Consider the following 21018-nt stretch of genomic DNA (forward strand, 5'->3'; position numbering starts at 1 on the left):
GAAAAACCCCGGCACTTGGGCCGGGGCTTCCTGACTGTTCGGTTTGAAGGCGTCCGCTAGGCAGCGATCGCGTCTTCTTTCTTCTTCGGGTCGCGCAGCACATAGCCGCGGCCCCAGACGGTTTCGATGTAATGCTCGCCGTCCGGATTGTCGGAGGTGGCGGTCGCTTTTGCGAGCTTCTTGCGGAGCTTACAGATGAAGACGTCGATGATCTTGAGTTCAGGCTCGTCCATGCCGCCATAGAGGTGGTTCAGGAACATTTCCTTGGTGAGCGTCACGCCCTTGCGGAGCGAGAGCAGCTCGAACATCTGGTATTCCTTGCCGGTGAGGTGCACGCGGTCGCCTTCGACCTCAACCGTCTTGGAGTCGAGATTGACGACAATCTCGCCGGTGCGAATGACGCTCTCGGCGTGGCCCTTGGAGCGGCGGACAATCGCCGTGATGCGGGCAATCAGCTCATCCTTGTTGAATGGCTTGGTGAGGTAATCGTCAGCGCCGTAGCCGAGGGTCTTCACCTTGGCTTCGATGTCTGGATTGCCGGACAGGATCAGGACCGGCGTATTGATGCGGGCCATGCGCAGCTGCTTGAGCACGTCGTAGCCAGAGATGTCTGGCAGGTCGAGGTCGAGCACGATGATGTCGTATTCATACACCTTGCCAAGGTCCACGCCCTCTTCACCGAGGTCGGTGGTGTAGATATTGAAGCCAGCCGCCTTGAGCATCAGTTCGATGCTGCGTGCGACGGAGCTGTCGTCCTCAATTAGAAGCACTCGCATGTGTCACTCTCCCGAATCAGTCTAGCGACACAGTAGCCGCCCCGTTAACCAATGTGAATCTATGGAGCGAGAATTACCAAGAGTTTAACACTGGTAATAAAACGCCCCAATTTGTTCACACCTCTTAATAATGCAGGTCCCGTCCGCCCGAGCGGGCGATGAATGTCTGTGCGATGGCGATCGCATCCTGGATCGGCTGTGCCGTCGGATCGGTCGAAATCAGTGTCCGCTGGCAACGCACCGCTTCACGCACTTTCTCGTCGCGGTGGACGATGCCGGCGAGCGGCGGGCGATAGCCCTGGAACTTGCGGCAGGCCATGGCGATCGCCTCATAGGTCTGCTGACCCATGGCGCGGTTTGCCGCCTGGTTGATCGCGACATGCTGGTCGACATCCGGGGCGTAGCCACGAAGCACCTTCATGAAGGCATAGCCGTCAGTCATGGAGGACGGGTCGTCCGTGATAACGATCAGAGCCTTGTCGGCGGCGCGCGCAAGACGCATGCAGTTGGCTTCGATACCGGCGCCAAGGTCGAGAACGATCTTGTCGTATTGCAGCGACAGCGTCGTCAGGCCAGCGGCGAGGCGGGACACCTCGTCAGTGGAGAGCTCTGCGAGCGCGCCGGAGCCAGAGCGGCCCGGAAGAACGTCAAAGCCGCCGTCGCCAGCGCCGCCATCAACCGGCGTCACCGCATCTTCAAGCTCAACCCAGCCAGCGATCACCGCAGCAATGTCGGTAATCGGCTCAATGCCGAGCTGTACGTCTACGTTTGCAAGACCAAGGTCGCCATCAACAAGAAGCGTCCTCTGCCCCTGCTGGGCAAAGGCACTGGCCAGTGTGATCGACATGAACGTCTTTCCCACACCGCCTTTCCCGGATGCGACCGCAATGATCGAACCCGGTTCAACACGTCTGTGATGAGACTTGCCTTGCGGCGCTTTTGGTCTGTCCATCGATTTTGGAAGCATGAAGCTCATCTCATGCAGCTCCTCTCAGTGCGAAATCTGCTGAAGCTTCTTCCAGCAGTATCTTTGATAGCCGGGCCGGTGTTGCGGGGGTGAGCCCGCCGCCAATAAACGGGGTGATCCCGAGTTGGGCGAAGGATATGCCAGCGCCGCTAAGTGCAGCGACGATACCGCCGCGCCTGCGTGTCACATCCAGCTTGGAGACGATCGCGCGCTTCACACCGGCATCGGCAAAGGCGTGCGCAGCGTCGGCAAGATCATCGGGGTGGCCCTCGGCCGACATGACGAGAACAGGTTCAGCATCGATGACGGCAATAAGGTCTTTCAGGCTGGCCATGTCTTCCCGGTCGAAGGGAACGATGGCCGGAAGGTCGATCACGCAGCGGTCGCCTTCTTCGCGCGCGGTGCGCAGCAATTCGAAGAGGTCGTCTGGCGTGCGGGCGACGCGGATCTGGTCCTGTTCAAGCTCGAGATAGGCTGCGAGTTGCGCCCCGCCAGCGGTGGCGTCGAGGTCGGCAGCCACAGGAAGGATACGCGTGTCAGCAACGGCGGCCCTGCGGGTCAGTTTCGCGGCGGTCGCCGTGCGGCCATGTCCTGGCGGGCCAACAAGGATGATGTCACGCACCGGGCGGGCGGCAATCGGCTGGCAGCTGATAAGCGCGTCGAGGCCGCAGGCGAGGATATCTGCCGGGTCGCTGGACTTGGCGCTCGCCGGAATACCGGCATCTGCAACGCGGTCAGCAAAGCGCGGCGGGGCGCCATGCCAGAGCAGTGCGTCGCGCACGCGGTTGCGCAGTGGATTTTCCTGCGGACGTCCCATGACGCCGGTACGGTCAATACGGGTCACAAAGCGTGGCTCGCTCGGAACCATGCCGCCGCCAAGCTTGTCGGTCGCAGCACGGACTTCAACGCCGCCAGGGACTTCGCGCTCCGAGAGAATGATGGCGTCGTCGCCCATCTCGGCAAAGATCATGGCCTTTGCCGCTTCCAGACTCTCGGCTGCGAACATTTTCATGCGCATGAGCAAATCACTCCATTCTGGAGATCGGTTGTCGGCGAGAAAGGTTAACGAATTCTGTCAATTCGTTAGGACTGGCAGAGTTATCCCCAGACTTTCAGCCGTTTCTGCATCTCAACCTTCAGGCGAAGAAGATGCGAGCCTGGCTCAGGCGGCCTGCTTTTCGTCAAGGATTTCAGAGAGTTTCACGCCCAGCTGGCCATTGCTGATAATCAGGCGTCCGCGCGCGAGAAGCTGGTCGGAAACGTAGATGTCCACAGGTTCATTAATGGATTTCTGCAACGCGATGACCTCGCCGCCGCGCATCGCGCTCAGCTTCTCGATCGGGATTCGCGCCTCGCCGAGAATGACGTCGACACGCACAGGCACATCCAGCAGATTTGATCCAGACGCACGCCCGCTCATCGTGTCGCTCCTCCCAGTTTCGGCATCAAGGGTTGGCTGAAATGGTTTCACGCGGGTTACCGCGCGAGCTCGCCCCTCGAATTTTCAGGTTCGAATCACCTCTGGAAGAGATTGCCCTGTCCGTCAACGAGCTCGGATGCAATCTTGCGAATCCGTGCCTTGGCATCCTGGCGGACGGCTTCTGAAACCGACGCCTTTTCAAGGGCATTCGCCAGTTCGACGATTTGCAGGAGGGCAATCCGAAGCGCGTCGGATGAACGCTCGATGGCCGCATTGCGTGCCTTGGCTTCGCGGTCACGAACCATGTCCATCGTGCTGCGCCGTGTATCTTCGAGAAGAGCAGCCAGTTCGGAGATGCTGATAGAGATCTTCTCTGGCCCGATCGGGGCAGGGGCAGGGGCAGGCGCGCTGAAGTCGCTGCGAAATTCGAACGGGGTCACGGTCAGCTGGCGGGCGGCGCTCATTCGATCAGCTCATCGTCAATGTCGTCATGCGCGAGGATGTCGCCCTGGCGCGCCAGATGACGGGCAATGTCGGTAATCTCGGTACGAGCCGCTTCGACGCGCGAGCGTTTTACCGGACCGGTCGCCTCGATTTCAGAGACCAGAAGCTCACCAGCGCGCTTGGTCATGTTGCGCAGGAAGACGTCCCGCACAGGTTTGCCGGCGCCCTTGAGCGCCAGCGCCAGGACAGCGCGGTCGATCTGCGAAAGAACCGTCTGGATTGCGGCAGGCTCCAGCGCGGCAAGGTCGTCAAAGGTGAACATGTGCGCACGGATACGTTCGCCGCAGCCGGGGTCTGAAGTCTCAAGCGCCTTGAGGAAAGACGTCTCCAGCCCATTGCTCAGCCGGTCAAAGATGCGGGCAACGCCAACCGCGCCCGCGGCCTTTAGGCCATCGGCGCGGCTCGCAGCCAGTCCCTCAAGTTGTCCCTCGATCGTCTTCAGTGTCGCCGGGTGCACCGGGCCAAGAAGCATCAGTCCGCGCATCGCCTTGATCGCAGCGGGTCGGGGCAGGGCGTGGACAAGTTTCGCGGCGCCAGGCGCTGGCATCTGCGACAGGATCAGCGACAGCGTCTGCGGGTGCTCCCCTTCCAGCATGTCGGCCAGTGTGTCTGCGTCGATGTCACAAAGGCGCTGCCAGATGTTCTGTGGCTCGCCGGCGGGAAGTTCAGGCTGGCGCGAGAGGGCACGGCGAAGCGCGGCCGCGTCTTCTGCCTGCGGCCGGATCGGGCCTGCCGTCATGGCCTGTCGGAGGTTGGCGGTTTCACCGGCCGAAAGCTCATTCCAGACACCAGCGGCTGCGGGCCCAAGCAGGCGCATCAGGCGTGCAGCCCGGTTGAGGCCAGGTTGGCCTGCGATCTGCGGAACGGTTTCAGTCTGCTGAAGGGCTGGAAGGCTCATTTCTCGCCCTCATCTGATGAAAGCCAGCCGCGAACGACGCGCGCCACGGCCTTGGGGTCCCGAAGCGCAGCTTCCTTCACGTCGATGAACTCATCCTCGTTCGCAGGCTCGCCGGGCTCAGCAGATGCGTGCATCACCTTGCTTGCGGGCTTCAGCTCGAGCGGGCCATCCGCACGCGGGAAGGGATCAGAGGCCTCTTCACGCATCCGCGCTGGAAACAGCATGAAGATCAGGATGAGAACAGCGACCGCACCAAGCGCGCCCAGCTCATACATCTCAACCGTCCGGAGGCCGCCAGCGGTGCCCGGCGCAAAGGCGAAGGGCTGGATATGCAGGCTGTCAGCGGCCCGGTCATATCCGGCGGTCGTTTCAAGGATGGTGACAACGCGGTCAAAGACTATCCGGTCGACAGGCACGCTGCGCTCAGTGGAATTGACCAGAAGCAGGAATTGCTGGTTGCCATCGCTGCCTGTGTGCGTGGCGACACGCACATTCTGCGCACCGAAAACCGGCTCCAGCAGGCTCGTCAGCTGGCGCTGCTCAAAGGTCTGCGAATTGGGCGGCGGGGCACCATCCGATAGCAGCGTATTGGCGCGCCATGCGAAAAGGCACGCAGTGATGGCGATCGCAATGAGCGCCACCAGCCGCGTGCCTCCTGGCATGATTGACCTGCCTGCTGTCATGGATCAGCCCCTCGGGAAAACTCCCGCAAGGCTAGGCCTGTCAGCGTAAACGGCGCTTTAACGGATCAAAGCGGTTCGGCAGGGATGATGGAGTGCCAGACCTAGTTGGCGCGGTACTGCTGCAGGCGCGTGGTGCGCAGACCCTTGGTGCCGAACTCGTCATAGAGGCGCGACCAGCCGGCCAGCTCTTCCTCGGACAGGGCGTAGCGTTCACACGCTTCATTCTTGGAAAGCAGACCTCCGCGAACGGCAGCAACCACTTGTGCCTTGCGACGCGTGACCCATCGCCGGATACCTGGCGGCGGCAGATCCTCCCTGGTCATGACCTGGCCATCCGGCCCTTTAATGCTCAGAGTTCTTGCTGCGTGCTGCTGCGCCATGAGATCCACCATTTCTTAGCGGTTGAAGTCCTGAAGGCGCGTTTTGCGCCCCGAACTCTGCTCTAGCGCGGGGGACTTAAATGACCTTTCAGCGAAGCCTGTGAGTTTTCATGAAAATTCGATACGTTCTCGCAGGCCCCATTAAGCAAGGCTTTGCAAACCTGTCCCCGGCTGGGTCAGGTGTGCCGGAACCGGACAACTTCCTTTATTTTTAGGCGCTCAATCGTTCATCTGCGGCGATTGTGGAGGCAATAAAGCCTCCGCCAAGCACGCGACTTTTTGATGAAAAATCGTACAGGACGCAGGCTTGGCCCTTCGCGACCCCTTCTTCCGGGATGTCAAAGAAGACGGCAGGCTCATCGCCTGACCAACCAAGATGCGCGGGAAGCGGTTCACGGGTCGAGCGCACGCGCGCCAGCACGGGCAGGCCTTGGTCGCAGGCCGCCTCAAGGCTCCCATCGCCCAGCCAGTTCAGCTCTTCCATTGTCAGGCCAGCCGTCAGCAGCGCCTCGCGCGGGCCGACAATGACCCGGCGCGTCGCCGCATCGATCTTGACCACGAAGAGCGGCTCACCCGTCGCAACGCCAAGGCCGCGGCGCTGGCCAATCGTGTAATGGATGACGCCGTAATGCTCGCCGAGGACACGGCCGTCGAGATGCACGATCTCACCGCCGCGACCGGCCGCCGGGCGCAGTTTCTTGACCACATCGGCATAGGAGCCTTGCGGCACGAAGCAGATGTCCTGGCTGTCCGGCTTGGACGCCACGGGCAGGTTGTACTTCTCCGCCAGCTCGCGCACGCGCGTCTTGGGCAGGCCGCCCAGCGGGAAGCGCAGATAGTCGAGCTGCTCGCGGGTCGTCGCAAACAGGAAATAGGACTGATCGCGTGAGGCATCCTCGGCGCGGTGTAACTCTGACCCGTCCCGCCCGTCGGTGCGGCGGATATAGTGCCCCGTCGCCAGACAGTCGGCGCCAAGCTCCTTCGCTGTGGCGAGGAGGTCCTTGAACTTCACGGTCTGGTTGCAGCGGATGCAGGGAATGGGTGTGGAGCCGGCCATATAGGTGTCGGCAAAATCTTCCATCACCTGTTCCTTGAACCGACTTTCATAGTCGAGGACATAATGCGGGATGCCGACCTGATCGGCGACATTGCGCGCATCATGGATGTCCTGACCTGCACAGCAGGCGCCTTTCTTCTCGATGGCGGCGCCATGATCGTAGAGTTGCAGCGTGATGCCCACGACATCATAGCCCTCATCGGCCAGCATTGCGGCAACGACAGAGCTGTCGACACCGCCAGACATGGCGGCCACGACGCGGGTTTCAGACGGGGGTTTTGGCAGCCCAAGCGAGTTGAGCTCGCCCGCAGGGGCGATCTTCGTATCAGTCATCTCATCCTCCAGCGGGTTCAAGGCCCGCAGCAGAAACATCAATTTGAAGCGCGCTACATAGTCGATCCTGGCGGGGATGTCAGGAGCAGGGTGTCAGCAATACTGGTTGCCCTGGCTGCAGCCAGCCGTCGAACCGTATTGTTCGATCCTTCTGGTCATCTCGTTGAACTGAAGGTTCCGCGCATAGGCATTGCTTCGCGCCTGTTGCCCATAGCTCTGTCCGCCAGAGCTGTAGCTGCCATAGCTGGACTGATAGGAAGCGCCGCTCACCGCAGAAGAATATCCGGAGATCGCGCCCGCTAGCGCCGACCAGAAGTTGCCGCCGGAGGATGAAGACCCGCCGGACGGCGCCTGTGCGGGATAGCGCCGGTTAAACAGCTCGGCATAGGGGCCGCAGGCCTTTGAATAGTTTTCATCCCAGCAGGCTGTCTTCAGAAGCGCCATCGCGCCATCCAGATCATACATCCTGAAGCGGTAATCGGCCTTCATATAGGCGAGGTTGTAACACTGGCTCTGATCGCCGGTGTTGCAGGCATCTTCCAGCCGTTCACGGGTGACAGTGATATCGGACTGCTCGTAGGGACCATTGGAGAACAGAACAGCTTCGCTCAGATAGGCGCAGGCATTCTTGTAGAGGTGCTTGCAAGGCAATCGCAGATCACGAAGCGCCCGCGTTCTGTTTCGTTGGACCCCCGAATTGCCGCGAAGCCGGTGATACCCAGCTTGATAGCACCCCTCAAAAACTGTCCCTTCGCACATGGCATCATAGAGGCGCATGGCGTCCTCTGGGTTGCCAGCTTGCAAATACGTTTTGGCCTCAGCGCTCATCAGGTCGAGCAGATCGTGCAGAAAGTACTCTGCCATGGCGTGTTCGGCTCTGTCAGCACGTTGGTAATATCCCAAAGCTGCCGTGAGGTTGCGGTCCACCCCGATACCGTTTTCTGAGACCCACCCAGCCGCGATCAGCGCGCGCGGCGTCTCTTCCCGGGCAGAGAGCAGGATGTAGCGTGTGCCCAGCGCTTCATCTTCGGCGGAACGGTTCTCTCTGGTCAGGAGAATCTGACCGGCATTGTAGGCTGCCTCTCCATCACCAGCCTCGCCGCCGCGTTTATAGTTCTCGAGTGCGAGAAAGCTGTTCGGCGCTACGCCGATGCCACGATCATAATAGAGGCCGACATGATAGAGCGCGCGGCCATGGTCCTGGCTTGCGGCCTGTTTGAACCAGTCCAGCGCGGTAGACTTGGACTCAGGCACGCCAAAGCCGTTGGCGTAAACGATCCCCATTGCATATTGCGCCGCTGCCTGCCCCTCTCGGGCTAGCGGTTCAAGAATGGCGCGCGCCTCCTGATACTTCCCCTCATTTGCAAGCTGCTGAGCCTCTTCGATCTGCGAAGCCACATCAGATTGTGCAGCCGCGAGAAGGCAAACAAGCGCGCTGATGAAAGCGGCGACGAGTATCCGGATACGCATCATGGTGTCCCCTTACCGTGATGCGAACAGTCTAGCGGATGAACACTAAAGGACAAAACCAGGCTTCCGCCACCTGCTGCAACCGACTGCGATTATGAGTTTGCCAATCATTCGCATTTGCAGTAGGCGGACCCTCACTGTTTAGAGGGGCCCGAAAATCCATGACACATCTGCACAAAACTCTTCTGGGTGCGAGCGCGCTGACACTGCTGCTGGCCGCGCCGATTGCTGGCGCACAGGAAGCTGAAAAGGACCAGGTGCTGGACTCTATCCTGGTCACCGGCAAGTACCTCTATGCCGATGAGGTCAACGCACTGAAATCGCCGACGCCGATCATCGATGTGCCGCAGAGCCTATCCATCATTACCGCTGACCAGATCGAGCAGCAGGGCTTCGACAGCATTGGCGACATCATCGATTATACGCCCGGCGTGAACACCTCGCAGGGCGAAGGCCACCGCGACTCTGTCGTGTTTCGAGGTGTGCGCTCCACGGCCGACTTCTTCATCGATGGCGTGCGCGACGACGTGCAGTACTACCGCCCGCTCTATAATCTCGAGCAGATCGAGATCCTGCGCGGCCCGAACGCGCTCCTGTTCGGCCGTGGCGGCACAGGCGGCATCCTCAACCGCGTCACCAAGAAAGGTGTCCTCGGCGAAACCTTCACGGGCTACAAGGCCGGCATCGACACGTTCGGCGGTTATAGCGCCCAGATCGACCAGAATATCGCCATGTCAGAGACATCCGCGCTTCGCATCAATGCGATGTATGAGAGCCTCGACAATCACCGTGACTTCTATGACGGCGAGCGGATCGGCATCAATCCGACGGCCCGCTTTGAGCTGACCCCCGCGACGACGCTCGATCTCTCCTATGAGTATCTCGACCATGAGCGCTTTATCGACCGGGGCATCCCGACCGGCGCCGATGGCCGCCCGGTCGAAGCCTTCCGCAAGATCGTGTTTGGCGATCCGGAGCTGAACCGCACCTTCCTTGAGGCGCACCTGCTGCGCTCATCGCTCCAGCATCGCTTCTCCGAAACGCTGAAAGCCAATGTCAGCCTGTTCTACGGCGACTATGACAAGCGCTACCTGAACTTCTACGCGTCCGGCTATAATGAGGCCGCGACGCCGAACCTCGTCACGCTGGATGGTTATGACGACTCGACCAAGCGCCAGAACACGATCCTGTCGGGCAATATCGTCTGGGAGCCAGCGACCTGGGGCCTTGAGCACACGGTCATCCTCGGCGGCGAATATATCGACACGTCGAATGACAATGACCGGTTCAACGCCTTCTGGGACACGACCGCTGACGACAATGAAGTCTTCGATATCCGCCGTCCACTCATTCTGCGCGGCGGGGTTGGCATCAACGCTGCTGGCCAGCTGACGACCAATGACTACACCGTCGACATCAATGACTTCACCAAAGCCGAAGTCGATGTCTTCTCCGCCTACATCCAGGATGAGATCGAGATTTCGGACAAGCTCGACGTGATCCTTGGTCTGCGCTTCGACAGTTTCGACATCGAAGTCCTGAACGTCCTCGCCAACGAGACCCGCAGCCGCAAGGATGAGGAAGTCTCTCCGCGTCTCGGCCTTGTCTACAAGCCGCAGGAGAACGTCTCCCTCTATGCGAGCTATAGCGAGACCTTCCTGCCGCGCAGCGGTGAGCAGTTCTCTGACATCAATGGCGACGCCAATCAGCTCGATCCTGATGAGTTCACCAATCTGGAAGCGGGCCTCAAATGGGACCTCACCGGCGGGGTCAGCCTGACGACGGCCATCTTCGAGATCGAACAGCGCTCACCGCAAGTCGCTGACAATGACCCGTCCACGCTTGAAGTGATCGAGTCCGAAACACAGGGTTTTGAGGTTCAGGTGCAGGGTGAGGTCAGCGACCGCTGGTTCATCTCGGCCGGCTATTCCTATCTCGACGGCGAGATCGTCAACCGTACCGGCCCGACCGGCAATCGCCCGCGTGAGCTGCCAGAAAACATGGCCTCGCTCTGGAACACCTACCGCCTGACAGACCGTTTCGGCATCGGGCTTGGCGTGACCTATCAGGACGAAAGCTTCATCGACAATGGCAACACGGCGATCCTGCCGGCCTATACGCGCGTCGATGCGGCCGCCTTCTATGATGTCTCGGACGCTGTCCGCGTTCAGCTCAACATCGAGAATGTCACCGATGAGCTCTATTTCCCGAACGCGCACGCGACCCATCAGGCAACTGTCGGCGCGCCGCTCAATGCAAGGTTGACCATTAGCGGCCGCTTCTAGGCGATCGGAACGGCCCGCAAGGCCTGCACGTTTGTTCGAGCATGGAAATGCTCGACAACTTCTTTGCGACCGAGATCGGGACAGGGCAGGTCGTTGTGCGTATCGCAGCGGCCTGCCTCTTTGGCGCGCTCATCGGCGCCGAGCGGGAGATCCGTGACCGCCCGGCGGGCCTTCGCACTTTCATGCTCGTGTCGCTCGCGGCCTGCCTGTTTACGATCATCGCACTCGAAGTGAGCTATCTGGTCGAGACCTCGCAGGACCAGTCCAGCATCCGGCCTGACCCTCTTCGTATCGTGGAAGCCGTGACCGCTGGTGTGGCCTTCATCGCGGCTGGCGCGATCATCCGGCACAGCGGAAGGCTTGAAGGACTGACGACGGGCGCCGGGCTTTGGCTTGCAGGTGCGATCGGTCTTGCTTGCGGCGCTGGCTTCATGGCCATCGCCGCGCTGGTCACGCTGCTCGCCCTGATCATAATGGTGCTATTCAAATGGCTGGAGCAGTATCTGCCCGTCAACGATGAGGATGGCGACTAGCCTTCACTCAGCCCCAGTTTTGCCGCCAGCGCATCATGGCAGCCCGGCACGAAATGAAACGCGTCCCAGCCATGCTGGCGGGCCGCTTCGACATTCTCTGCCATGTCATCGACCAGGATAACGTCCGTGCCCGTCACCTTCAGCGCGTCTTCGATATGCGCGAAATAGGCAAGGTCCGGCTTTGCGAGGCGCATACGGCCAGCGGCGAACACGGTATGCATATGCTCACCAAAGCCCTGCGCCTCGATCCAGTCGGCGCGGTAGACCTCATTATTGGTCGCGATGACATTGGTCATACCGGCGGCGCGCGCCCGCTGGACGATATCCAGCGTCTTCTCATCAGGGATGTGGTCCTTGTCGAACCAGTAGTCGATGACCTCGCCTGCCCGGTGCGGCACGCCATGCTCTGCGGCCCAGTCGCCGACCAGCTCGTGCAGGTCCGCCTCGCCGACCATGGCGCGCTGGAACCGGCCAGAGAAGAGATAGCTCGCCAGCGAGTCGATTGGCAAACCTGTGTCCTCTTCAAACGTCGTCATCCATTTGAAGACGCCGTTCTGGACATTGGCATTGAGGACCCCGTCAAAGTCCCAGGCGATCAGTTTGTAGCGTGGTGCGGTCATTGCGTGCTCGTATCCAGGTCGAATGCTGTGCCTCTCAGGCGGGTCGGCAGCGGATTGCCGGGCGTCCTTGGCCATTGGCCCAGTATCTCCTCAGGCTCATAGAGCTCCTGGAAGAAGACAAAAGTCTCGTGGTTGTAGTTTGCGCGGATCGCTTCCTCCATCGGTTCATCGAGGAGGAGCAGCGTCCAGACAAGGTCTGGCGAGAAGACGGTACGCACAGTCGACAGGTCCACCGCGCCGCCCGCATGCAGGCGTTTCATCTTGTGGAAGACGTGAACGAACCGGCGGCGCGCAGAATCGAAGCGCTGAAACTCGGCTTCTTCCTCAGGCGTGCGATCGGTCTTGTGGCGCAGGACGCCATACCGGCCGAGCGCACCCGCCCGCTCATATTCGAACAGAATGCCCGAAGCCTGGCGAAATTCATCGGCGGCTATATCGTCCATGAAAGCCAGGATGATCTGAAGGTTGAGTGCCTTGCGCTGATTGTCGGCGACCTCCTCCAGCTCAAGCTTCTGAAGCTCCAGCGCCTTCTTCTGCGCGCTATTGGTCAGCATGATGCCGATCAGGGCAAAGCCGGAAAAGAACGCACTGGCGGCCCCGAACATTGCACCGAACTGTGAGACACGCGTGGCCGCAATGTCTTCCAGCCTGACCAGCTGCATCATTGCAATCGGCACGAGCCCGAAGAATAGCCAGAGCGCTATGGCGACCACTGACCACTGATAGATATTGAGCCGCTCGTGAAGCGGCTCTTTCTTCTTGCTGTCTTTACTGGACGAGGCTGGGATCTTTGACATGGGGCAACCTCATGGACCAGATCGCCGCGCCCGTCACCCCCGCGCTATCCTGCCGCGCGTCAGGATGCACGCCTGTTCATTGCAGTGACATCAAACTATGCTTGGCTGAGATATGCTGCGCCAAGGAGTGCTCTGATGGAACTAGACGCCCTGATCCTTTCCCGGCTCCAGTTCGCATTCGTGATTGCGTTCCACATCATCTTTCCAGCTTTCACGATTGGTCTCGCGGCTTTCCTCGCGGTCTGTGAGGGCCTCTGGCTGTGGACCAAGCGGGATGTCTTCAAGCGTCTCTACTTGCACTGGATCAAGATATTCGCGCTCGCCTTTGCCATGGGCGTCGTCTCCGGCGTCGTCATGTCATACCAGTTCGGCACGAACTGGTCGGTCTTTGCAGACAAGACCGGCAGCGTCATCGGCCCGCTGCTTGGTTATGAAGTGCTCACCGCCTTCTTCCTGGAGGCGACTTTCCTCGGTGTGATGCTGTTTGGCTGGAAGCGGGTGGGCAACAAGCTCCACTTCATCGCGACTTGCGCCGTTGCCATCGGCACGACGATTTCGGCCTTCTGGATCCTGTCGGCAAACAGCTGGATGCAGACCCCGGCAGGCTTCGCCATCGACGCGGAGACCGGCAATTTCTACGCGACGAACTTCTGGGACGTCGTCTTCAATCCAAGCTTCCCGTCGCGCTATGTCCATATGATGCTGGCGGCCTTCATCACGACCGCTGCTGTCATCCTTGCGGCAGGCGCCTGGCAGGTTGTCCGCCACCATGAGGAAGAGCCGACACGCTGGCAGATGCGCATGGCCGCTGGCACGCTGGCGGTCCTGATGCCGCTGCAGATCTGGGCCGGTCACTGGTCGGGCGAAGTCGCCCATGAGTATCAGCCTGCAAAGGTCGCCGCGATTGAAGGCTGGTGGGAGACGCGTGAGGTCCAGCCCACGATCCTGTTCGGTTTTCCCGATGAGAAAAATGAGCGCAACATCGCTGAGATCGCCATTCCGGGCACAAGCCCATACCTTTTCCCCCATGCCGAGGGAGAGCTGGAAGGCCTCGACGCCTTCGCTGAGGAAGACCGCCCGCCGGTCGCAATCGTCTTCTGGGCCTTCCGCATCATGGTTGGCGCGGGCATGGCGATGCTCGTTCTTGGCATCTGGGGCTGCGTGCTCTGGTGGCGCAAACGTATGGACAAGCCCGGCCTGTTCCATCTCCTCGCCATACCGGGCGGCGCGCTGGGCTTCATCGCAGTGATCACCGGCTGGGTGGTCGCCGAGGTCGGCCGCCAGCCCTTTACGGTCTATGGGCACCTGCGTACCGAAGACAGCCTTGCGCCGGTCTCGACCGAACAGGTCGCCACCTCGCTGATCATCTTCATGGTCGTCTATGCGATCATCTTTACCGCGGGCACGATCTATATGGCTCGCATCGCGACACGCGGCTTCCAGGAGGATGCACCAGAGCCGCCAGAGCGCGAACACCGCGCCCCAGGGTCTCCGCTTGGCGCTGTCGATGACCCCGCTGAAACCGGCCCACGTGGCCGCAAACCGGCTGAATAGAGAAGGGCAGGGCTATGGAACTCGATCTTCCACTGATCTGGGGCTTGCTGATCGCGACGGCGGTCATGCTCTACGTCCTTCTCGATGGCATGGACCTCGGCATCGGCATGCTGACGGGCCTCGCCAAGGATGACGACGAACGCAATCTGATGACCGCCACGATCGAACCTGTCTGGGACGGGAACGAAACCTGGCTGATCCTCGGCGGCGGCGGCCTCTTTGCCGCCTTCCCGCTCGCCTATGCCATCCTGATGCCGGCCTTCTACCTGCCTGTCCTCCTCATGCTGGCCGCCCTCATCTTTCGCGGTGTGGCCTTTGAGTTCCGGCACAAGGCGGTGCGCAAACCGACCAAGCTCTTCTGGAACGGGGCCTTCTTCTATGGTTCGCTGACTGCCGCGCTGGCGCAGGGACTGATCCTCGGCGGCTTTATTCAGGGTGTCACGGTTGAGGGCCGCAGCTTTGCTGGCGGCGCCTTCGACTGGCTGACCCCGTTCTCGCTGCTCGTCGCTGTCTCTGTTGCTATCGGCTACGTCCTGCTCGGCGCTTGTTGGCTCGTGCTCAAGACCGAAGGCGACGTCCAGCGCCGCGCACGCAATCGCGGCAAGATTGCGCTTGTCGGCGTCGCGATCTGCTTCGCCGCCGTCAGCCTCGCCACGCTCTCCATCGATCCGCGCGTAACAGAGCGCTGGGGCTTCTCCATGACTGAGATTGAGTTCGCCAAGATCCTGCCGCTCTCGCCAATTCCGCTCATCGGTCTGGTCCTGACCGTGCTTGTCTGGCGTGACCTCTCCGGCAAGGTCTCAGCGCCCGACTGGCGTCCCTATGTCCTGTCGGCAGGCATCTTCCTGTCCGGTTATCTCGGCCTCGCCGTCAGCCTGTTTCCGAATATCGTGCCATTCGAGATCGACATCTGGCAGGCCGCTGCCCGCGACAATGCCCTGATGCTGATGTTCGTTGGCGCGGCGGTGATGCTGCCGGTCATCCTGATCTATACCGGCTATGTCTACTCCCTCTTCTGGGGCAAGGTGGACCCGGATGAGGCCTATCATGACTGACCTGATCGAACCTCAAGGCCCCGATGAGACGGGCGGCTCTGCTGGCCCGCTCTGGAAAAGGCTCGCCTGGTTCTGGGGCATCGCAATTGTCAGCGTTACCGTGGTGGCTGCGACGGCCTATATCCTGCGCGGTTTCCTTTTTATCGGTTGAGTGGCCACTATCGGCGGGGTTGAACCTGCTTGACCCCATCCGGCGCTGCGGCCACGCTTTCAGCCACCATCAACCGACCGATTCCCAATGGAAAGGAGCGCCAAATGGCTGCGAAATTTGAACTCTACAAAGACAATGCTGGCGAATTCCGCTTTCGGCTCAAGGCCAGTAATGGCGAGAACATCCTTGCGAGCGAAGGCTACAAGGCCAAGTCGAGCGCAGAGAACGGGATCGAGTCTGTGAAGAAGAATGCCAGCGATGACGCGCGCTACGAGAAGAAAGAGACCGCGTCCGGCAAGCACATGTTCAATCTGAAATCCACCAACGGCCAGGTCGTCGGGACCTCGCAATCCTATGAGAGCGCTTCGGGCCGCGACAACGGCATTGAGTCGGTCAAGAAAAACGCGCCAGACGCGCGTGTCGAAGATCTGACGGCGTAAGGCTTTTTGACGTTCATAATTTCCAGAAGGGCGCGCGCAGGTCTCACTGAGGGCGCCCTTTTTCGTTAGAGCGACAGTTTGAGATGCTGGAGCAGGAGGACTGTCTTGGCGTCGGTGATTTCGCCGGTGGCGATGCGACCATAGGCATCTTCAAAGGCGAGCTCGACGACTTCAATGTCCTCGCCCTCATCCTTGGCGCCGCCACCGGCCGCGACCTTGTCTGACGGGGTGTAGCTCGCCGTATAACACCAGACGCGCTCACCAAAGCTGGCCGGGCTTGCATACATCGCCGTTACCAGATGCAGATTATGCACCTGATAGCCGAGCTCTTCCAGGGCTTCGCGGCGCGTGGCCTCTTGCGGGTCCTCGTCTTCGATAACGCCGGCACAAGCCTCCCACATCGGCTCTTCATCGCCTTTCATGAAGACGGGCAGGCGTAGCTGGCGGATGAGGAGGATCGTGCCGCGCGCGCTGTCATAGGGGAGAACGGCGCAGGCGTCGGGGCGATTATAGACTTCGCGGGTCAGGCGCTCCCGGCGCCCGTCGCGGCGTTCATAGTCAATCGTGTGTTTGACCAGCGGGACCCAGTCATCAGCGAGCACTTCGCTGGAGACAAGGGTCACGCGGTGCTTGAGCGGCTTGACGCTCATGCGAAGCGTGGGGCGATCTTCAGTCCTTTGACCCAGCCAAGCTTCTCATAGATCAGCAGCATGGTGCCATTATAGTCGACGATACGGTTCCAGACGCCCTTGCGCGGACGATGAAGCGCCGAGACAGGCTCGTCATGGTGATGGTCGTGGAAGGCCTCACCGCCGGTCAGAAGCGCCATGGCATGGTCAGCCCAGGCCGGAGTCTTGAGGTGACCAAGGACGTTGATGCCATAGGTCGTCGCGTGGAACTGAATCGCACGACCGATCACGACGCTGGCATGGATGATGCCGGTCAGGACCAGCGAGCCGCCTGCTGCCCAGACGATCAGGTAGATCGCAGCCGGGATGAAGAGGTGAATGACCAGAGAGATCGAATTGTAGAAGCCGTCCATCCAGACAATGATCGGGTGGTTCTTCAGCCAGATCGGCATTGGGCGCATGACGTCTTTCGGGTCACGGAAAAGGATCCAGCCAACCCAGGCCCAGCGCTTGCTCTCGAACGGGTTATGCGGGTCGCCCGGACCGTCGGCAAAGCGGTGATGCTGGGAGTGATAGTTCACCCAGTCCTTCACATTGCCCTGCATGGCGATCATCAGATTGACCATGGTCAGGACCTGCGCCGGCCAGGCCAGCTCGCCAGCCCGGTGCTGCATGATGCGGTGAAGCGGGCCGATGCCGGCATTGCAGACGAAAATCGTGAAGGCGATGACGCCCAGCGAAAGCGGAATGTACCAGAGCTTGAGTTCGATCTGTGTCAGCGCAAATCCCAGCGCGACCATCGTGGTCAGCAGCGCGATGCCGAGTGCCGGATAGATGAAGGCCGAAAACAGGCTCGGCATATCGATTGTCTTCCAGGATTTTGGAATGGCAAGCGAACGTGGAATTTTGGTCATTCATTACTCCGGGGTCGGCAGGCGATCACGCGCAGTCTGAACCAGACTGCCTGACACGATGTTAAGAACCAATCGCATTTTCGCAAAGGAAAAATCGCCGCGAATTACTGCATTGCAATCTATGTTTGCGCACACCGCCAGAAACACCACCAGTACACCGCCACTGCACCGTGTTTTTGCCCCTATCGCCATTCATAGACGAATGCACTTTCCCGATGCGCAAACCGGTCAAGATGACGCTCAATGACGTCGCAAAGCTGATCCAGCGATTCGGAATTGTCGGCTGTGACCTCGAGACCGAGAGCGGTCTCATTGGCCTGCATATTCAGTTCGCCAAGCGGCAGATCGATCCGGCTTTTCGTCTCTGAATAGTCGACGTCAAACTTGTGTGCCCAGTGTTTACTGAGCTGTTGGAGGTAGCGGCTGGCATTCTCTGTCGCCACGAGGGTCGTTCTTTTCATTGCATTTTCTCCGGTATGATCCTGAAGACGTAAATGCGATGCACTCGCAACTGAAGGCGCTCATGCGGAATGGTTGTTATGCCAAGTGCGGATGGAAATGGTGTCGGTGGGGGCAGGCCGCCGCCCTAGACCGACACGACCCGGCCGGGGTTCATGATTCCGAGCGGATCAAGCGCCAGCTTGATGGCCCGCATCGTCTCTGTCGCTGCTTTCGGCCTGATTTCAGCGAGCTCATCGCGCTTCAACCGGCCAACCCCATGCTCTGCGCTGATCGACCCGCCAAACTTCATGGCATGCGCATGAACGATGCGGGTGACCTCTTCGGCATTGTCAGAAAGCGCTGAGTTTTCAGGGTTCTTGGGGGCGCAGGCCGAATAGTGGAGGTTGCCGTCACCAACATGACCGAAGGCGACGATCTCTGCTTCCGGCACCAGCTTCTGGATCGCGTCTTCAGTCGCGGTGAGGAAGTCTGGAATGGCCGAAACCGGGACCGACACATCATGGTTGAGGGCCGTGCCATAGGCGCGCTTAGACAGGGGGATCGTCTCGCGGATGTGCCAGAAGCTCGACGCCTGCTGGCCGCTCTCAGCGATGAGGACGTCGGCGGCAAGCTCGCGCTCCATCCCGTCGGCAAGGGCCGCCATCAGCGTTTCGCGCGCCTGATCTTCCCGCGACATTGAAACCTCAACCAGGACCCTCCAGGGCAGGTCGGACGGCGCTGGATCCCGCGTGTCAGGCACGTCGGCCTTCACCATCTCGATGGCATTGGCCGGGATAATTTCAAAGCTGGTCACCGTGTCGCCGGCATGGTCGCGAACCAGCGCCAGAAGGTCGACGACATTGGCAGACGTTTCGCAGGTGACCCAGGCAGTCGCCTTTGAAACCTTTGGGAAAAGTTTGAGCGTCGCCGCCGTGATAAGGCCCAGCGTGCCCTCGGCGCCCGCAAAAAGGTGCTTCAGATCATAGCCGGTATTGTTCTTTCGAAGGCCAGACAGCCCGTCCCAGATCTCGCCGGAAGGCAGCACAACTTCGAGCCCAAGAATAAGGTCACGCATCATCCCATAGCGAAGCACGGCGACACCACCTGCATTGGTCGAGATCAGCCCGCCAATGCTCGCCTGACCTTCAGAGCCAAGCGAGAGCGGGAAAAAGCGGCCAGCCTCTTCAGCGGCCTGCTGCGCGCTCACAAGCGTCGCGCCAGCTTCAATGGTCATCGAGTTGTTGCGGGTATCGACGCCGCGAAGCTTGGTCATGCGGCGCATGGAAACGGTGATCTCACCATGCGGCGTGCCACCATCGACAAGGCCCGTATTGCCGCCTTGCGGGACCAGCGCGACGCGATGTTCAGCGCAGAGTTTGACGAGGCTCGCAGCTTCTTTGGTAGAGGCTGGCATCGCCAGAAATGGCGTCTCGCCCTTATTGGTGCCGCGCCATGGGGAGGCGACCTCTTCAAGCTTGTCGGGGTCTTCGCTCCAGCCAGACGGGCCGAGCAAGGCCTTGGCAGCGGTCAGGAATTCTTCGTTCGGACGGTTCATGAGCGACGCTCCATCATGGTCGCAATGGTTGGGTCTCCGCCTGCAGCTTTCAAGGCCTGACCCGCCCGGATGCGCGCCTCTTCAGGCTTATACTGGCCGATCTTGGTGATCCCTTCGAGCCGTTGCGGCGTGAGTTTGAAGGTCACGATCGAGGTCAGCATCCGCTTCAGCTGGGCCCGGTCCATCGATGCGACGGTCCATGCAGGCTTTGGCGAAAGGCGCGCTTCGAACCGGGTGGAGAGGTCTTCGAGAAACTGCTCGGCATCAGCTTCGTCACAGATGCTGACAGTGCCTTCAGCTTCGACGGAGAGGTAATTCCAGGTCGGCACCTGCTTCTCCATGCCATACCAGTCAGGCGAAATATAATCGTGAGGGCCGGAGAGGACGATCAGCGCGTGGCCGGTGCCTGCTATGCCCTGCGCGGCAGGGTTCGCCTTCGACAGGTGAAACCGCAGCGTGCCGTTTGCCTCTGCCAGAACAGGCGTATGCGCGGTGCAAGGGCGCCCTTGGTGAAGGCCGATTGCCAGCGCAAAAGGCCAGTCGCCGATGCGCTTCAGGAGGGTGGCGCGGTCTGTTTCGAGATAGGCGGGAGCGGGGTGCATCCTGCCTGTCTAGCCGCGATCAGCGGCGCGAACCAGCCGGTCATTGATTGCTGCCCCAAGGCCATCGGCCGGGATCGGAGCAACGGCGATACGGTCATGCGTCTCATCGAGCTGACGCATCATGGAGAAGAGGTTCGCGGCGGCCTCAATGAGGCTCTCGCCCGGCGACAGGTTCAGCGTCGCTTCACCTGGCCCGAAGCCCAGAAAGGCCTCGCCCGGTTCGGGCGTCTCTACGTTCAGCCGCAGCCGCGCATTCGGTGCATAGTGGCGCAGGAGCTGGCCGGGCGATGTCGGTTTGTCGACGCTGCCGCTCATCTCAATACCGGGCCAGACGGCTTCGATCGCCTCCGGCAGGACTGTGCCCTGACGCAAAAGGACTGGCGTCTCGCCGCGCGCATCGATCACGGTCGACTCGATGCCTTCGCTGCACGGCCCCCCATCAAGAATGAGGTCGACCTTGTCTCCCATATCGCCGGAGACATGCTGTGCAGTCGTTGGGCTGATACGCCCAGACGGATTGGCGGATGGCGCGACCAGCGGGCCACCAAACGCCTCCAGCAATGCGCGCGCTGCCGGGTGGGCGGGCACGCGCAGGGCCAGCGTGTCGAGACCGGCGCGGGCGAGCGAACACACCGTGGTCGTGTCGATGGCGTCGACCACAAAGGTAAGCGGTCCCGGCCAGAATTTGGCGGCAAGCGCCCGTGCCTTCCCGGAAAACCGCCCCTGCTCAAACGCCGCCTCTGCAGAAGCGCAATGGGCGATCAGCGGGTTGAAAGCTGGCCGGCCCTTGGCGGCGTAGAGGCGTGCGACGGCGTCAGCATTCGCTGCGTCTGCCGCGAGCCCGTACACCGTCTCTGTCGGCATGGCGACGAGGCCGCCTTCTTTGAGAATGCGTGCCGCCCGATCAAGGGCGGCGGAATCCGGTTTCAGGACTGGGGCCGTCATGGCTCAGTC

The 21018-nt window shown here is 60.7% G+C and carries 24 protein-coding genes; 6 read left to right on the forward strand and 18 right to left on the reverse strand.

What is annotated here, in order from left to right; genetic code table 11:
• Nucleotides 1-56 precede the first annotated feature (56 nt).
• The 10 genes from KUV46_09895 to KUV46_09940 all read right to left on the reverse strand — a co-directional run bounded on the left by KUV46_09895 (nucleotide 57) and on the right by KUV46_09940 (nucleotide 8491).
• Nucleotides 57-776: a response regulator transcription factor gene (locus KUV46_09895; GenBank protein ID QYI99663.1), complete on the reverse strand. Its 720-nt coding sequence runs from the start codon at nucleotides 774-776 to the stop codon at nucleotides 57-59.
• A 124-nt stretch (nucleotides 777-900) separates the two neighbouring features.
• Entirely contained in the window at nucleotides 901-1752 is an 852-nt protein-coding gene (locus tag KUV46_09900; protein ID QYI99664.1) for an AAA family ATPase, read from the reverse strand.
• A 1-nt stretch (nucleotide 1753) separates the two neighbouring features.
• Nucleotides 1754-2761 carry a hypothetical protein gene (locus tag KUV46_09905; GenBank protein ID QYI99665.1) on the reverse strand — a complete coding sequence of 336 codons (1008 nt, stop codon included), beginning with the start codon at nucleotides 2759-2761 and terminating at the stop codon, nucleotides 1754-1756.
• Between the two features lie 144 nt (nucleotides 2762-2905).
• Nucleotides 2906-3163: a FliM/FliN family flagellar motor switch protein gene (locus KUV46_09910; protein QYI99666.1), complete on the reverse strand. Its 258-nt coding sequence runs from the start codon at nucleotides 3161-3163 to the stop codon at nucleotides 2906-2908.
• Nucleotides 3164-3258: 95 nt separating this feature from the next.
• The gene (locus tag KUV46_09915; GenBank protein QYI99667.1) at nucleotides 3259-3627 is read right to left on the reverse strand and encodes a hypothetical protein; all 369 of its coding nucleotides are present in this window, start codon (nucleotides 3625-3627) and stop codon (nucleotides 3259-3261) included.
• Nucleotides 3624-4565, reverse strand: coding sequence for a hypothetical protein (locus tag KUV46_09920; protein ID QYI99668.1), 942 nt, complete (start codon nucleotides 4563-4565; stop codon nucleotides 3624-3626). The genes KUV46_09915 and KUV46_09920 overlap by 4 nt, the downstream gene beginning before the upstream one ends.
• The gene (locus KUV46_09925) at nucleotides 4562-5227 is read right to left on the reverse strand and encodes a hypothetical protein (protein QYI99669.1); all 666 of its coding nucleotides are present in this window, start codon (nucleotides 5225-5227) and stop codon (nucleotides 4562-4564) included. Before KUV46_09925 ends, KUV46_09920 begins: the two co-directional genes overlap by 4 nt.
• Before the next feature lie 122 nt (nucleotides 5228-5349).
• On the reverse strand, nucleotides 5350-5628 hold the full coding sequence (locus KUV46_09930; GenBank protein QYI99670.1) for a DUF1153 domain-containing protein: 279 nt from the start codon (nucleotides 5626-5628) through the stop codon (nucleotides 5350-5352).
• A gap of 211 nt (nucleotides 5629-5839) precedes the next feature.
• Nucleotides 5840-7018 carry a tRNA 2-thiouridine(34) synthase MnmA gene (gene mnmA / locus KUV46_09935; GenBank protein QYI99671.1) on the reverse strand — a complete coding sequence of 393 codons (1179 nt, stop codon included), beginning with the start codon at nucleotides 7016-7018 and terminating at the stop codon, nucleotides 5840-5842.
• Nucleotides 7019-7111: 93 nt separating this feature from the next.
• On the reverse strand, nucleotides 7112-8491 hold the full coding sequence (locus tag KUV46_09940) for a sel1 repeat family protein (GenBank protein ID QYI99672.1): 1380 nt from the start codon (nucleotides 8489-8491) through the stop codon (nucleotides 7112-7114).
• Between the two features lie 158 nt (nucleotides 8492-8649).
• Between KUV46_09940 and KUV46_09945 the strand changes: the two genes are divergently transcribed.
• Together KUV46_09945 and KUV46_09950 are read left to right on the forward strand one after the other, a co-directional pair.
• Entirely contained in the window at nucleotides 8650-10773 is a 2124-nt protein-coding gene (locus tag KUV46_09945) for a TonB-dependent siderophore receptor (protein ID QYI99673.1), read from the forward strand.
• Nucleotides 10774-10814: 41 nt separating this feature from the next.
• Nucleotides 10815-11306: an MgtC/SapB family protein gene (locus KUV46_09950; GenBank protein ID QYI99674.1), complete on the forward strand. Its 492-nt coding sequence runs from the start codon at nucleotides 10815-10817 to the stop codon at nucleotides 11304-11306.
• On the opposite strand, the gene KUV46_09955 is transcribed toward KUV46_09950, so the two are convergent.
• Both KUV46_09955 and KUV46_09960 read right to left on the reverse strand, forming a co-directional pair.
• Nucleotides 11303-11926 (reverse strand): HAD-IA family hydrolase, encoded by a 624-nt coding sequence (locus tag KUV46_09955; GenBank protein QYI99675.1) that lies wholly within the window; start codon nucleotides 11924-11926, stop codon nucleotides 11303-11305. The genes KUV46_09950 and KUV46_09955 overlap by 4 nt on opposite strands.
• Complete coding sequence (locus KUV46_09960; protein QYI99676.1) at nucleotides 11923-12723, reverse strand: hypothetical protein; 801 nt, start codon at nucleotides 12721-12723, stop codon at nucleotides 11923-11925. The genes KUV46_09955 and KUV46_09960 overlap by 4 nt, the downstream gene beginning before the upstream one ends.
• A gap of 135 nt (nucleotides 12724-12858) precedes the next feature.
• On the opposite strand from KUV46_09960, the gene KUV46_09965 reads away from it, so the two are divergent.
• From KUV46_09965 to KUV46_09980, 4 genes are all read left to right on the forward strand, one after another.
• On the forward strand, nucleotides 12859-14277 hold the full coding sequence (locus KUV46_09965; GenBank protein ID QYI99677.1) for a cytochrome ubiquinol oxidase subunit I: 1419 nt from the start codon (nucleotides 12859-12861) through the stop codon (nucleotides 14275-14277).
• A gap of 14 nt (nucleotides 14278-14291) precedes the next feature.
• Entirely contained in the window at nucleotides 14292-15332 is a 1041-nt protein-coding gene (gene cydB, locus KUV46_09970; protein QYI99678.1) for a cytochrome d ubiquinol oxidase subunit II, read from the forward strand.
• Nucleotides 15325-15483, forward strand: coding sequence for a hypothetical protein (locus tag KUV46_09975; protein QYI99679.1), 159 nt, complete (start codon nucleotides 15325-15327; stop codon nucleotides 15481-15483). The genes cydB and KUV46_09975 overlap by 8 nt, the downstream gene beginning before the upstream one ends.
• 104 nt (nucleotides 15484-15587) lie before the next feature.
• On the forward strand, nucleotides 15588-15923 hold the full coding sequence (locus KUV46_09980; GenBank protein ID QYI99680.1) for a YegP family protein: 336 nt from the start codon (nucleotides 15588-15590) through the stop codon (nucleotides 15921-15923).
• A gap of 65 nt (nucleotides 15924-15988) precedes the next feature.
• Here KUV46_09980 and KUV46_09985 read toward each other — a convergent pair whose 3' ends face one another.
• From KUV46_09985 to KUV46_10010, 6 genes are all read right to left on the reverse strand, one after another.
• Entirely contained in the window at nucleotides 15989-16573 is a 585-nt protein-coding gene (locus KUV46_09985; protein ID QYI99681.1) for an NUDIX domain-containing protein, read from the reverse strand.
• Entirely contained in the window at nucleotides 16570-17466 is an 897-nt protein-coding gene (locus tag KUV46_09990; GenBank protein ID QYI99682.1) for a hypothetical protein, read from the reverse strand. The genes KUV46_09985 and KUV46_09990 overlap by 4 nt, the downstream gene beginning before the upstream one ends.
• Nucleotides 17467-17648: 182 nt before the next feature.
• On the reverse strand, nucleotides 17649-17927 hold the full coding sequence (locus KUV46_09995) for a DUF2218 domain-containing protein (protein ID QYI99683.1): 279 nt from the start codon (nucleotides 17925-17927) through the stop codon (nucleotides 17649-17651).
• A 125-nt stretch (nucleotides 17928-18052) separates the two neighbouring features.
• On the reverse strand, nucleotides 18053-19462 hold the full coding sequence (locus KUV46_10000) for an FAD-binding oxidoreductase (GenBank protein QYI99684.1): 1410 nt from the start codon (nucleotides 19460-19462) through the stop codon (nucleotides 18053-18055).
• Nucleotides 19459-20064 carry an FMN-binding negative transcriptional regulator gene (locus KUV46_10005; GenBank protein ID QYI99685.1) on the reverse strand — a complete coding sequence of 202 codons (606 nt, stop codon included), beginning with the start codon at nucleotides 20062-20064 and terminating at the stop codon, nucleotides 19459-19461. The genes KUV46_10000 and KUV46_10005 overlap by 4 nt, the downstream gene beginning before the upstream one ends.
• Nucleotides 20065-20073: 9 nt before the next feature.
• On the reverse strand, nucleotides 20074-21009 hold the full coding sequence (locus KUV46_10010; GenBank protein QYI99686.1) for a threonylcarbamoyl-AMP synthase: 936 nt from the start codon (nucleotides 21007-21009) through the stop codon (nucleotides 20074-20076).
• Nucleotides 21010-21018: the final 9 nt, after the last annotated feature.

The sequence above is a fragment of the Thalassovita mediterranea genome, from assembly GCA_019448215.1.
In the GTDB taxonomy this organism is placed as follows: Bacteria; Pseudomonadota; Alphaproteobacteria; order Caulobacterales; family Hyphomonadaceae; genus Henriciella.

What these genes read in the sequence shown, in the direction of transcription:
- KUV46_09980 (QYI99680.1), top strand. Translation starts at nt 15,588, where the DNA reads ATGGCTGCGAAATTTGAACTCTACAAAGACAATGCTGGCGAATTCCGC.
- KUV46_09910 (QYI99666.1), bottom strand. Translation starts at nt 3,163, where the DNA reads ATGAGCGGGCGTGCGTCTGGATCAAATCTGCTGGATGTGCCTGTGCGT.
- KUV46_10000 (QYI99684.1), bottom strand. Translation starts at nt 19,462, where the DNA reads ATGAACCGTCCGAACGAAGAATTCCTGACCGCTGCCAAGGCCTTGCTC.
- KUV46_09985 (QYI99681.1), bottom strand. Translation starts at nt 16,573, where the DNA reads ATGAGCGTCAAGCCGCTCAAGCACCGCGTGACCCTTGTCTCCAGCGAA.
- KUV46_09895 (QYI99663.1), bottom strand. Translation starts at nt 776, where the DNA reads ATGCGAGTGCTTCTAATTGAGGACGACAGCTCCGTCGCACGCAGCATC.
- KUV46_09945 (QYI99673.1), top strand. Translation starts at nt 8,650, where the DNA reads ATGACACATCTGCACAAAACTCTTCTGGGTGCGAGCGCGCTGACACTG.
- mnmA (QYI99671.1), bottom strand. Translation starts at nt 7,018, where the DNA reads ATGACTGATACGAAGATCGCCCCTGCGGGCGAGCTCAACTCGCTTGGG.
- KUV46_09975 (QYI99679.1), top strand. Translation starts at nt 15,325, where the DNA reads ATGACTGACCTGATCGAACCTCAAGGCCCCGATGAGACGGGCGGCTCT.
- KUV46_09995 (QYI99683.1), bottom strand. Translation starts at nt 17,927, where the DNA reads ATGAAAAGAACGACCCTCGTGGCGACAGAGAATGCCAGCCGCTACCTC.
- KUV46_09920 (QYI99668.1), bottom strand. Translation starts at nt 4,565, where the DNA reads ATGAGCCTTCCAGCCCTTCAGCAGACTGAAACCGTTCCGCAGATCGCA.
- KUV46_09900 (QYI99664.1), bottom strand. Translation starts at nt 1,752, where the DNA reads ATGAGCTTCATGCTTCCAAAATCGATGGACAGACCAAAAGCGCCGCAA.
- KUV46_10005 (QYI99685.1), bottom strand. Translation starts at nt 20,064, where the DNA reads ATGCACCCCGCTCCCGCCTATCTCGAAACAGACCGCGCCACCCTCCTG.
- KUV46_09965 (QYI99677.1), top strand. Translation starts at nt 12,859, where the DNA reads ATGGAACTAGACGCCCTGATCCTTTCCCGGCTCCAGTTCGCATTCGTG.
- KUV46_09925 (QYI99669.1), bottom strand. Translation starts at nt 5,227, where the DNA reads ATGCCAGGAGGCACGCGGCTGGTGGCGCTCATTGCGATCGCCATCACT.
- KUV46_09940 (QYI99672.1), bottom strand. Translation starts at nt 8,491, where the DNA reads ATGATGCGTATCCGGATACTCGTCGCCGCTTTCATCAGCGCGCTTGTT.
- KUV46_09990 (QYI99682.1), bottom strand. Translation starts at nt 17,466, where the DNA reads ATGACCAAAATTCCACGTTCGCTTGCCATTCCAAAATCCTGGAAGACA.
- KUV46_09960 (QYI99676.1), bottom strand. Translation starts at nt 12,723, where the DNA reads ATGTCAAAGATCCCAGCCTCGTCCAGTAAAGACAGCAAGAAGAAAGAG.
- KUV46_09915 (QYI99667.1), bottom strand. Translation starts at nt 3,627, where the DNA reads ATGAGCGCCGCCCGCCAGCTGACCGTGACCCCGTTCGAATTTCGCAGC.
- KUV46_09955 (QYI99675.1), bottom strand. Translation starts at nt 11,926, where the DNA reads ATGACCGCACCACGCTACAAACTGATCGCCTGGGACTTTGACGGGGTC.
- cydB (QYI99678.1), top strand. Translation starts at nt 14,292, where the DNA reads ATGGAACTCGATCTTCCACTGATCTGGGGCTTGCTGATCGCGACGGCG.
- KUV46_09930 (QYI99670.1), bottom strand. Translation starts at nt 5,628, where the DNA reads ATGGCGCAGCAGCACGCAGCAAGAACTCTGAGCATTAAAGGGCCGGAT.
- KUV46_09905 (QYI99665.1), bottom strand. Translation starts at nt 2,761, where the DNA reads ATGCGCATGAAAATGTTCGCAGCCGAGAGTCTGGAAGCGGCAAAGGCC.
- KUV46_10010 (QYI99686.1), bottom strand. Translation starts at nt 21,009, where the DNA reads ATGACGGCCCCAGTCCTGAAACCGGATTCCGCCGCCCTTGATCGGGCG.
- KUV46_09950 (QYI99674.1), top strand. Translation starts at nt 10,815, where the DNA reads ATGGAAATGCTCGACAACTTCTTTGCGACCGAGATCGGGACAGGGCAG.